This window comes from Secundilactobacillus angelensis (genome assembly GCF_012641075.1).
Classification (GTDB): domain Bacteria; phylum Bacillota; class Bacilli; order Lactobacillales; family Lactobacillaceae; genus Secundilactobacillus; species Secundilactobacillus angelensis.
On record NZ_JAAXLJ010000023.1, the window covers coordinates 23,465 to 35,148 of the forward strand.

At 44.1% G+C, this 11,684-nt stretch carries 8 protein-coding genes; 3 read left to right on the forward strand and 5 right to left on the reverse strand.

Going from position 1 to position 11,684, the window contains the following annotated elements:
- Positions 1-4: 4 nt before the first annotated feature.
- Positions 5-415 carry an aggregation-promoting factor C-terminal-like domain-containing protein gene (locus HC026_RS10640; RefSeq protein WP_240891079.1) on the forward strand — a complete coding sequence of 137 codons (411 nt, stop codon included), beginning with the start codon at positions 5-7 and terminating at the stop codon, positions 413-415.
- Between the two features lie 72 nt (positions 416-487).
- Here the strand turns inward: HC026_RS10640 and HC026_RS10645 are convergent, their stop codons facing one another.
- Positions 488-1,234: a potassium channel family protein gene (locus HC026_RS10645; RefSeq protein ID WP_168925910.1), complete on the reverse strand. Its 747-nt coding sequence runs from the start codon at positions 1,232-1,234 to the stop codon at positions 488-490.
- Positions 1,234-1,932 carry a matrixin family metalloprotease gene (locus tag HC026_RS10650; protein WP_240891083.1) on the reverse strand — a complete coding sequence of 233 codons (699 nt, stop codon included), beginning with the start codon at positions 1,930-1,932 and terminating at the stop codon, positions 1,234-1,236. Before HC026_RS10650 ends, HC026_RS10645 begins: the two co-directional genes overlap by 1 nt.
- A 253-nt stretch (positions 1,933-2,185) precedes the next feature.
- On the opposite strand from HC026_RS10650, the gene HC026_RS10655 reads away from it, so the two are divergent.
- Both HC026_RS10655 and HC026_RS10660 read left to right on the forward strand, forming a co-directional pair.
- Positions 2,186-2,875 (forward strand): response regulator transcription factor, encoded by a 690-nt coding sequence (locus tag HC026_RS10655; protein WP_168925911.1) that lies wholly within the window; start codon positions 2,186-2,188, stop codon positions 2,873-2,875.
- A 1-nt stretch (position 2,876) separates the two neighbouring features.
- Entirely contained in the window at positions 2,877-4,202 is a 1,326-nt protein-coding gene (locus tag HC026_RS10660) for a sensor histidine kinase (RefSeq protein WP_168925912.1), read from the forward strand.
- 58 nt (positions 4,203-4,260) lie between these two features.
- On the opposite strand, the gene HC026_RS10665 is transcribed toward HC026_RS10660, so the two are convergent.
- From HC026_RS10665 to HC026_RS10675, 3 genes are all read right to left on the reverse strand, one after another.
- Positions 4,261-4,824, reverse strand: coding sequence for a DNA-3-methyladenine glycosylase I (locus HC026_RS10665; protein WP_168925913.1), 564 nt, complete (start codon positions 4,822-4,824; stop codon positions 4,261-4,263).
- Positions 4,825-4,840: 16 nt separating this feature from the next.
- Entirely contained in the window at positions 4,841-5,656 is an 816-nt protein-coding gene (locus tag HC026_RS10670; RefSeq protein WP_168925914.1) for a TIM barrel protein, read from the reverse strand.
- 168 nt (positions 5,657-5,824) lie between these two features.
- Positions 5,825-11,684 (reverse strand): MBG domain-containing protein (locus HC026_RS10675; RefSeq protein ID WP_168925915.1); only part of this gene is annotated, 5,860 nt, incomplete at its 5' end.

Genomic DNA, 11,684 nt, shown 5'->3' on the forward strand with positions numbered 1-11,684 from the left:
AGTTATGTCAAAAGCGAATATAAAAATGAAACTTGCATCATTCTTACTAATTTTCGGGTTCGCCTTTGGGATGGGAACCAACGTGACGTCAAGCTTCAGTACTCAAACTCAAACAATTACTGCACAGGCCTCAACCAAAGTCTCAGCTAACCAAGCTAAAAAGATTGCCGCAATTAATGCTAATTTATCAAAGACTCAAAAAGCGGCTAAGAATTGGATTGCCTACCATGAATCTCGCTATAGCTACACCGCTCGTAACGGAAACTGTTACGGCCGTTACCAGTTATTAAGAGCCTACCTTCACGGTGACTATAGTGCAGTTAACCAGGAAAAAGCTGCTAACAAGTATGTCAGCAGCCGTTATGGTACTTGGACACACGCCAAAAGTTTCTGGCAAGCACACCATTGGTATTAAACTTTAATCGATAAATATTAAAAGGTTCAGATTCTTCGTTTCCGAAGGATCTGAACCTTTTTTGTTTGGCACCTATTTATGCATTTTATCAACTTTTTTAGAGAGCAGTGATACTTCTCGTGTTAATTGTTCGATTTGTTTTGTGAGCGCCTCATTTTGTTGCTGTTGGGCATCTTCTTGACCGGTTCGGTCCGTGAAAAAATCGGTAATGGTACTTGTTAGCAACCCGATAAAACCGACACCGCCAATCATTAGCACGGATGCAATTAATTTTCCCCAGGCAGTGCGCGGTGAATCGTCACCGTAGCCAACCGTAGTGGCTGTCGTCAGCGCCCACCACAGCGACTGAGATAGGGTTTGATGCTCCACAATGGAAAATAGCCACGCACTAACACAGATGATGACCACACTAATGGTAAACAGGTAAATAAACCCTGTATCGTAAGTGAACCGGTGAAGATCACGAGTCCACTTGCCAGAAATGCCTAACTTCCAAAAGATGTGATGGGTGCGAACCATCCGCAGAATCCGCGCCAACCGAAAGAGTGAAAACGCCGGGTGCATGGGCAAGATTCCCAATAAATCAAAAGCGTTATTAATCAGGAACCACTTTCGATTCTTAGTAAATATCAATCGAACAACATAGTCGATTGCAAAGAAGGCTAATAACCCTTGAAAGATGATCTTACCGGTGACACCGACTTTAAAATCCACCATCATCAGAATGGCTAATACACTGGATATAATCGCCAAGATGGCCACAATGATATGGTAAATAACAAGCCATTTTGCTTGTTGTTGCTTACTTACGTTTTGCATTACTGATTATCTCCCGTATCATAAATCGACTTCAACGCACCGATATCCCCCGTTGAGAGACTAGTATTACCTTGATCTACCGGATACATCACGGAATGACGGTCACGGCTGTGATCTAATCCCAAGGCGTGCCCTAATTCATGAATGGCAACCGACTTTCTGATCGCAGCTGACGGATAATAGACGTTTAAACCAGCCTGAGCATGATTGGCTGTATAAGCATTCCAACCGGTTTGCTGAGTAATTTGCGGCCCACCGTGGCCCGATTCAATCATGGTTGTGGTGCCATTGGAGTTCCCGGATGACATTTGTTTTGAATAAACGAAGAACGTGATCTCATTTTGCCTCGTGGTGGCATTACCAGGCACCAATTTGACAATACCCGTTTGATTATAAACGTTTACCGCATTTTCAAAAACTGCTTTAGCACTAGCCGAAACGTTGGCATCAAAATGATAATAATAAGTCCGTGAAAGTTTCCGACCTTGCACGATTGATTCAATCGGCGTATCACTGGATGACGATTCTTGCTTTTGTGTCTGCTGAGTCGTTACTCTGAAGTTCGGGTCAACTCGTTCAATCAGCTTCGTCACTTGACTGGTAAAATTAATTGGTGCCGGTTTTGAATCAACGGCCATTGGGACGAACGCAACCACTAATCCCAGCGTAATCCAGGTCAGCCAACCTCTGTTCCGCACAGCAAACACTTCCTTTTCATTTCACTAATTAGACATAGATTAATGATTCTGACTCTGAAGGTCAATTAATCTGGTCGAATTACACCAAATTTTAACTGTTGCTTGCTGTAAATTGAACGATTCTCTTGTCCTGTATGACATTGGTGCTTCATTCTCACAATTTCATTACAATTTTCCGAAATTGATTGACCGGACAACGCCGCAGTCCTTACTATTGATAATATTAAAGTTCAGCTGACACGGAGGCCAATGCATGAATAAAAGTTTAAAAATTTTAATCGTGGAAGACGACGAATCATTAGCTAAAAACTTAAAACGATTCTTATCAAATATTGCCGAAACTTCTGTCAGCAATGATGGCCTTGAAGGTCAGATGCTGGGTCAAGATGGCATCTATGATTTAGCCGTCCTGGATTTAATGCTGCCTCAGATTAACGGCTATGACATTTTAAAGTACTGGCGCCATGAGTGCCAGCTTGAAATGCCCGTACTAATTTTAACAGCTAAGGATACGCTCGATGACAAAGTCCGTGGCTTTCAATTGGGGGCTGACGATTATTTGACCAAACCCTTCCATCGTGAAGAACTCATTATGCGCGTCAAGGCATTATTACGTCGTACCGGGAGTTTAGCGACTGACAATCAGCTAACCGTAGCTGATTTCAGCGCTAATTTGAACAGCCGCACCGTTTCTTTCCAGGGTGAAAACCTATCACTGAACGGGAAGGAATATGATCTGCTCGTCTATTTCTTGCAGAATCCCGATACGATTATCACCAAGGAGCAAATTTTTGACCGACTTTGGGGATTCGACTCTGAAACCGCGCTTTCTGTGGTAGAAGTTTACATGAGTAATTTACGTAAAAAAATTAAGAACGTAACCGAAAATCAGCCCATACGAACCTTAAGAAACGTGGGCTACATGCTGGAAGCGGAGGCTTAGAATGAAAATTCAAGCTGCCGAAAAGCGCCAGCAACACCACCTGTTCTTCAAGGAATTGGTCACTTTTGCGGCGTTGTTTGCCGCTCTTGGACTGGTGGTCTACTTTCTTTTCTATCAATCCATTTATCACCAAATGAATCAGGGATTGCAGTGGCAAAAAACGCAAATCTTGAAGCACACGCCTAACTCTCCCCTGAATCATCCGGTGGGGAGTAATGCCCAACCCAACAACAAGCAGATTCCGCCGAAAGCCGGTCCCTTTCGTGCTAACCTCATTGTGTTCAACAAAAGTGGCAAGGTTATCAATGATCCAATGCTGGGGAACCGAAACTACGACTTACTAAAAGATACTCGGCTCGTCAAACACAATTTAAACCGGATTACGACTTTGTCTTTAACAGCTGACGGGCTTACCGCTCATTTTAAGACGCTGCTGATTAAAGTACCAAAATCCAACCCTAACGCTATTTATGCTGGGCGCTACGTACTCATTATGAAAAACATTGATGCGGATCTGCAAGCCCTTCAAAACTTCAGAGATTCGTTGGTGACCACTCTGATTATTTTCTGGATACTCGCTATCGCTATCGCCTACTTGATCTCTCGTTCTGGGATGAAACCAATCATTCAAGCCTGGCGCAAGCAACGAGACTTTTCCGGTAACGCGGCCCATGAATTACGGACGCCGCTGACTGTGATTCAAAATCAATTGGAATATCTGCTTACTAAGCCGAAATCAAGGATCATGGACGAAGCCGAAGAGGTCTCCACGGCCCTAGATGAAGTTCGCCACATGCAGGCACTTACGAACCAGTTGTTAATGCTGGCTAGATCTGATTCCAACGTCATTCAACTTCACCGGACCGACGTCGATTTACAGCCATGGCTTGAGAAAGTGGTCAAACCTTACGCGGATATTGCTGGCAGCCAACAAAAAACGCTGAATTCTCAGCTAGAAATTACTGGTCACGGTTCCTTTGATCCAGATCTCATTCGCCAAGTGCTGACGATCTTACTGGATAACGCCATCAAGTACACACCAACCAATGGTACGGTGACCGTTAATGCTAAACAAATCCACGATCCGTTGCAACACGATACCTTACACCTGCAGGTAGCAGATACTGGCCCTGGCGTTGCCGATTCGGAGAAGCCTAAGATTTTTGAACGATTTTATCGCACTGACAAGTCACGTAATTCAAAAACTGGTGGTAATGGTCTCGGTCTGGCAATCGCTAAATGGATTGTCAGTCAACATCACGGTAAGATTAACGTTAAGGACAATCAGCCAACTGGTTCGATTTTTAACGTCACAATTCCGCTATAAGTATCGAAGGGTACCCCGACTCGGTCATATTGAGTCGGGGTACCCTTTTACGTGTCATCTACTTTCTCATATGGTTTACCATGCACTTGGCCAAATGATCGTCCAAGATACCCAGCGCTTCCAGCCAAGACTGAACAATCGTCGGCCCCACAAACTTGAAACCGGCCTTCTTCAGCGCTTTACTAACTTCTTGTGATAATGGTGTTTGGGCCGGCACGTCAGCCATTGATTGATACCGATTGACCACTGGCTTGCCGTTCACAAAAGACCACAAGTAAGCGTTCATCGTTTTACCGGCCTCGTGCCAGCTAACCAGTTGTTTTGCATTCACAATTGTATCCTTAATTTTCAGCTTATTACGGATAATTCCGGCATTGTTTAAGAGTCTTGCCACATCATCTTCGTCAAATTGAGCAATTTTTTCAATATCAAAATTAGCAAATGCTTCCCGAAAATTCTCCCGTTTATTTAGCACGGTTTGCCAGCTTAACCCAGCCTGCATCATTTCCAACGTCATCAATTCAAAGGTTTCCCGTTCGTCTTTAGTTGGCACACCCCACTCGTAATCGTGGTAATGGGTCATTAATTCATTGGCGTTTTCTGCCCAATCACAGCGTGTCATAGTATCCTCCTGTTATTTACGCCTTCACCAGAAGATTCGTGAGATAATCGTGGCTAGCACGCATTTCTCGGCTGTCATTTTGATCTTCCAAGTCGATTTCATAGATATTCGTTGCTTTCGGATTAACGACCTTCATTACCTGCTGCCAGTCGATCTTTCCCTTGCCCAACTGTAAACTGTCATGCTGAAGTCCCATGGAATCAACAAAATGATAGTGAACCGTTTGAATTGCCAAGTGAGCAATACTTTTGACTAGTTTGTCGTTATCACCGTGTAGCACAATGAAGGCATGGCTAATATCATAGCACAAACGATAGTGATGGGCGATTACCGCCTCTTCAATTTCTTCATCACCGTAGTCGAATGTGGGTGAAATAGAGTTTTCAAACATCACGTGATGCCCACCAATATTTTGGAAATAATCCAAGCGGGCAAAAATAACTTTGCGGGCGGTTTCTAGATCCCCGAACGCATTAATCACGGCATCCTTATCCGAATAGCCGCCATGAATCAGGACTTGCACGTTTAATTTAATCGCTAATTCAATCAGTGCATCCGCGCTGCTCATCATGAATTGATAACCTGCAGGGTCCTTAAGTGCCGAAACGCCGACTTCATTGTGGTGGTGGTCATAAGCCATTGGGTGATGGATCACTATATGACGTATACCGGTAGATTGAACGTACTTCACCATCTCTTCTAGGTGAGCCAACCCATTCGTCGTCATATCATGGGCATCCGTGTAAAATTCAAATACTGACGGCTTATATTGCAGCCGCTCATTGATCTGTTCCAGTGATGTACTTGCTTTTAAACCTAAACTTGGCATCATTCAACCACCTCATTTCGTCTTCATTTATAGCACCATTAAGGTGGGATAACGATTATTTAGCACTCTAGTTCTTCATTCATAAACAAATATTAATCATTTTAAATAGATTTACCACTACAAAAGCACCCTTGCCGGTTTACTAGCAAGGATGCTTTTCATGACACTGAATTATTGGTCTGACTTACGTTTCTTGAAACCTAATAATCCCAATAGACTCATGAGCGTCACACCTAAAACTGCAAGCCACGATGCTTGTGTCTCATCAGTTTGTGGTAAGTTTGCTTCATCAGCCGGCATTGATGTCCCAGCCTTTGTTACCGCACTTACAGACTGCTGATTGAGATCCTTAGTAACTTGAGATGAAGTACGTGACTCATTTGAAACAGTTGCTGAGCCACCCCGTGATCCAGTACCTGCGTTTGTGTACCGCGTGTTGCGATGAGTTCTCTGCTCGCTGCCCTCACCAACTTGTTTTGTTGACTTGGAAGTTGAATGCTTGCTTGAACTCGACCCACGCTTAGTGCCAGAACCCTTTTCGCTTGAAACAATCAATTCTGCGCTTTCTGGAGCAGACTCGATGATTTTCTTTGCTTGATTAAGCTCATGAGCAGCTGGAACCCGTAACGTCACTTGTCCAGTAGCTGGCCCACCGCTGTTTTCCGCACGGTAGAATACTGGTTCAGCAACTACTGCTTTAAACTGCGGTTCATCGATCTTTGTCACATCAGTTGTTGAAACAGCAACTGGTTGCGGCAATATCTGATAGCTGCTTGAAACTACTGTAATCTCATAGTTAGGATTCAAGCTAGGATCCGCTACAACATTAATAGGGTGAGTACCAACACTGCCATTCTTACCATAATCCAGCTGATAAACAACGGCGGTACCATTTGCTGGCTGCCCGGTTACCTTACCCGTGGTTGCGCCTGAATAGGGTTGACCATCATCAGTCTTTGAAATGCCACTTGGAGCTGTAATCGTGACCGGTGCCTTGGTAATCGTCAATTGACCAGATTTAATGTCTTCCAAATTGATTACATAATTCGGATTAGCAGTTTGAAGTGCACTTAAACCGATCTGACTCAAAGTCACCTCATAGCTGCCTGCATCTTCACTGGTATTCTGCCGGTAAAAATCACTGACTGTCCAGACTGGGGCTGTTAACTTGTCTGGCAACGTTACAGTGTAGTCAGTCGGGTCATCAGTTAAACCATCGTAAACCTTAGTCTGGTTGCCAACTTGGATTTGACCCAAGTCAGCTTTGGCCACACTAACGGGTTCGATAACGAGTGCACCTGGGGTTACCTTTTCCGGATCCGGATTAATCACGTCATTAGGATTGGCTTGCTGTAGTTTGTCCCAGCCAGATTTACTTAAGGTCACTGGATACGAACCAACGGTATCAGGCGTACCGGAAACCACGAAGTCTTCGCTTGACCATTTGGGTTGAACAAGGTCTGCACCGGTGATGTTCACTGTATAAACCTGATTATTGGCCGGCTGACCACTATAAAGTTGATAACAAGCATCAATCATCACACGGAATTGCGGTGTGATTGGATTGATTGTTAACTGTCCCGCTGTCGTTGAAATGGTGTAGTTTGGATTATCCTTTGCCGAAAAATTAACGACAATTGGATAATGCCCTGCATTCACATCATCGTTTAGCGCTGTCAGGGTATAAACCGGCGCAACTCCTTTTGCGGGTACGCCAGTGATAACAGGTGTCGTTGAACCAGCATATGGATAACCATCGTATTGCTTAGTCAGATTTGGTGCAGCAATCGAGATTGGCGCTGGTGTGATCACTAGCAGCCCATTTTGAATCGACTGTGCGTCAAACTGGTAATTCTTGTTAGCTGCTTGGAGTTTTGCGAGACCCAAGGCGTTCAAGGTAACCACGTGCTGACCAGTATTTTGACCATCACTCACGGTCGTAAAGTCTTCCGCTGTGAAGGTTGGAACGTTGAAGTCTGAATAGTTGCTAGGTGCAAGCACCTGATAAGTCGTTGGATCCGTGGCGGCATCGCCATCATAGACCTTAGCAGCACCCTGAACGACTATGAAATCATCAGCCTGATGATTATCAGCTGAATTAACAGTGGCCTGACCCAAGGTTTGCGGTGTAATCGTCAGCGAGCCATCAACGTAAGTAATGGCATAATTCGAAGTGTCGCCATTCGCGGTTGCTTTAATACCGTAAGTCCCAGCATTTACATCTTGGCTGATATCAGTCAGGTCGAAGCTTGGGCTGGTGGCATTTAACGGCGTACCACTGATTTTGGCCGAATAATCTCCAGCATACGCCACACCATCATAAGTTTGGCTGATAGTTGGTGCGGTCACCGTAATTGATACAGGATCAATGGTCAATTTACCAGCTGTGACGTTATCAGCGTTAAGGCTGTAGTTGGTGTTAGCGGCATTTAATTTTTGAATCCCTTTGTCACTCAACGCCACATCATACGAACCAACATTTTGATTGTCATCTGACAATTCAAAATCATCTGCCGACCAGCTATCAGGCGTTAAAACTCCTGCTGGTAAACTCACTGTGTAAGTCTGAGGATCAGTATGCTTATCGTTGTCGTAAGTCTTACTTGCCGACCCAACTCGGACTGATGCTTCAGTATTCTTAGTTACAGTGAACGTACTTGGAACCACCGTAATGTCATAGTTGGGATTATCGGCTGTATCAGTAATATTCACTGAGTAGGTACCCGCGTTAACAGCATTTTCAAGTGACGACAAATGATAGTTAACAGTTGCACCATTATCTGGCTTGCCCGTAACTGTGGCAGCACTGTCGTTTAGGACATACCCACTACCATCATACATTTTGGTCAAACCTTGAGGTGCCGCAATGGTAACAGCCGCTTTATCAATGGTTAACTGACCCTTTGCAGTTTGAATATCATAGTTCTGGTTGACTGAAGCCGCTGAATCAACAGCGACATCAATCTCATAATCGCCAGCATTTACATCCTCGCTTAAATCAGTCAAATCATAAACAACTTGTTGATTGCCAACTTGACCCGTGACTGTTCCCGTCAAATCAGCACCGAAATAAGCATTGCCATCATAAGTCTTAGACAGCATTGGTGCGCTGATGGTTACGGTCTTTGGCGTGATGTTCAACGAGCCCTTGCCGACACTCTTCGCTGAAATGACGTAGTTCGGATTAACAGCCTGTAATTTCTGAATCCCGCTATCTGTCAATGTCACATCATAGTTGCCAACGTTTTGACTGGCAGCTGAAGCCGTATTGAAGTCAGCCGTAGTGAGGTTTGTTGGCATCACGAAGTTTGGATTATCCGCCGCTCCTGGTGCGCTTAAGTTGAACGCAGGCACATCGCTGGCATCATCGTCGTAAGTCTTGGTCGCGTCACTAATAGTGATTGCGTTATCCGCTAATGCTTTGGCCGAGATAGTTAATTGACCATCAACTGTTGTAATTGCGTAGTTCGAGTTAGTTGCTGCATCGGCCGTTATCGTGATTGGTGCATCAGTAACTGCATTGACATCCTTCGGCACATTCACTGTATATATTAACGGAGCCCCTGATTGAGCGGTATTGGAAACGTCAGCTGTTCCTTGTTCATTATAAGAACTGCCATCATAAACCTTGTGCACATCGTTTGCTGCAATGGTTACTGGTCGCTTAGTAATGTGAAGTTGACCGCTGCTAATACTATCAGCAGTAATCGCATAATTGGTGTTAGCTTGGCTGAGTTTCTCAATACCAGCTTGAGTTAATTTAACGGCATAGTTACCAACATTTTGACTAGTGATACCAGTAGTATCGAAATCCTCAGCCGTTAAATTAGCGGGAATAACAACTTCAGGATACTCGTCTGAAGCAGTCAAACCATAAATCTTAGGATCAGTATTAACATCACCATCGTAAACTTTAGTAGTTGAATCAACTGAAATCGCACCAGCCATAACTTGTTCAGGGGTGATAGTGAAATGCCCAGTTGATACCTTTGAAGTTGCCAGCGTGTAGTTTGGCATTTGCTGATTAACCGCATCGACACCCGATTGATTCAAACTAATAGTGTAGGTACCAACGTTTTGACTAAAGCCATCGCCGTTATTTGCCATGAGATTAAAGTCTGAACTAGGTAACGTTAATTGATCGCCAGTTGATAATTGCAGCGCGTAATTTTGCGGATTCTCGGCACTGTTATTATCATAAACTTTTGTCTGATCTGTGATTGCAGCTGTTAAGTCTGCTTTGCTGATTGTCAGCGAACCAGGCTGATAAGTGACAGCGTAATTACCAGCATTCTGGCTGGAAGCTGTCAGTGCATAAGTGCCTGCATTCGTATCGCCACTAATAGCCGTCAGAACAAATGTTGGTTTAACCCCATTTTCCGGTAGCCCATCAATTGCAACCTGATACTCACCTGAATAGGTTTTGCCATCATAGGTCTTAGAAATAGTTGGCACAGTCACTGTAATTGGTGCAGGTGTAATGGTTAATTTACCATTAATTGTCTTGATATTGTAGTTCGGATTATCTGCTGAATCGGCGAGCACTTTAATGGTGTACCCTTCATCGTTCACGTTAGTAGCGGCATTAGCCGTTATCGTGTATTTCAAATCCGAACCGTTGACTGGTTTACCACTAACATTTTCTTCTAAGTTGGCATCATCGTATGCTTCGCCGCTATAAACCATGCTTTCATCCTTAGCAGTAATCGTGACGTTGGCTTTGCTGATGGTAAACGTATCACCAGTCACTTTTGCTGATTGAATATCATAGTTCGGGCTAGCAGCCTTCAGGTCTTGAAGACCTTTGTCACTCAAAGCAATGGTATAAGTTCCTGCGTTAACTGGGGCTGCAAGACTATAATCAGCGACACCCCAATCGTTAGGTGTTTGTACGCCATCTGGCAGTGTCAGCGTGTATTGGGCAGCATTACCATCGTAAGTCTTGTTTCCACTAGTAACGCCCAGCGTTAAGCCATCTTTCTGAGTAATTCGTAAGTTACCGGCAGTGACGTTCTGACGAGTAATGGTGTAGTTCTTGTTAATTACTTGTAAATCTTTGATTCCTTTATCACTTAAACTGATCTGATAATCACCAACATTGGAGCTCGTAACCCCGCTGAAATCAAAATCATCGGCATTCCAAGCGGGCACATTCATGTCAGTTGGCAGGCTGAGGGTTATGGAAGTGGTGGCTACCGCTCTAGTCCCATCGTACGCTTTTGATCCGTTATTGATTTGTACTTTGGCGTTGGTATCTGGTGTGATATTTAAGTTACCGGCAGTTATATTGGTACTGGTGATCGTGTAGTTTTTATTTACAGCCTGCAGTGCTTTAACACCGGTATCACTGAACTTGATCGAATAACTGCCAACGTTGGCACTACCGATTCCACTGAAATCAAAATCTTCAGCGTTTAAGTTTGGAATCGTCATGTCAGTTGGACCAGTGATCTTAAAGTCGCTGGCAGCCACATTAGTGGTCCCATCATAAACTTTAGGATCCGCACTGATTTGAACAGTAGCGGTTGTATTTGGTGTGACTGATAGCTTTCCTTCAACCGTTGAAATCACGTAGTTTCCGTTACCCGTTTTTGGCAATTCAACTGTCGTAACGTAATCGCCAACATTTGATTTAGCGTTACTGCTAATCGTATAAGTCACTGCTGTGCCAACAGCGCCATCACCAGGAACTGTCACGATACCTTTAACAGGTAACACTGGTAAATTGCCGTTGTAGGTCACGGTTTCGCTTGGTGCTGTGATCGTAATGTGAGCTGGAGTGACGTTTAGGTTACCGGCGGTCACATTACTGCTAGTAATCGTGTAGTTCTTGTTGGCACTTTGCAGTGCAGAAATGCCAGTTTCACTGAATTTAACTGAATACTGACCCGCATCACTCTTGATACCACTGAAATCAAAATCTTCAGCAGTTAATGTTGGAATAACCATATCAGCTGGTCCAGTCAACTTAAAGTCCGTGGCAGCCACGTTCGTGGTGCCATCATAAACTTTATTGGCATCACTTAAAGTC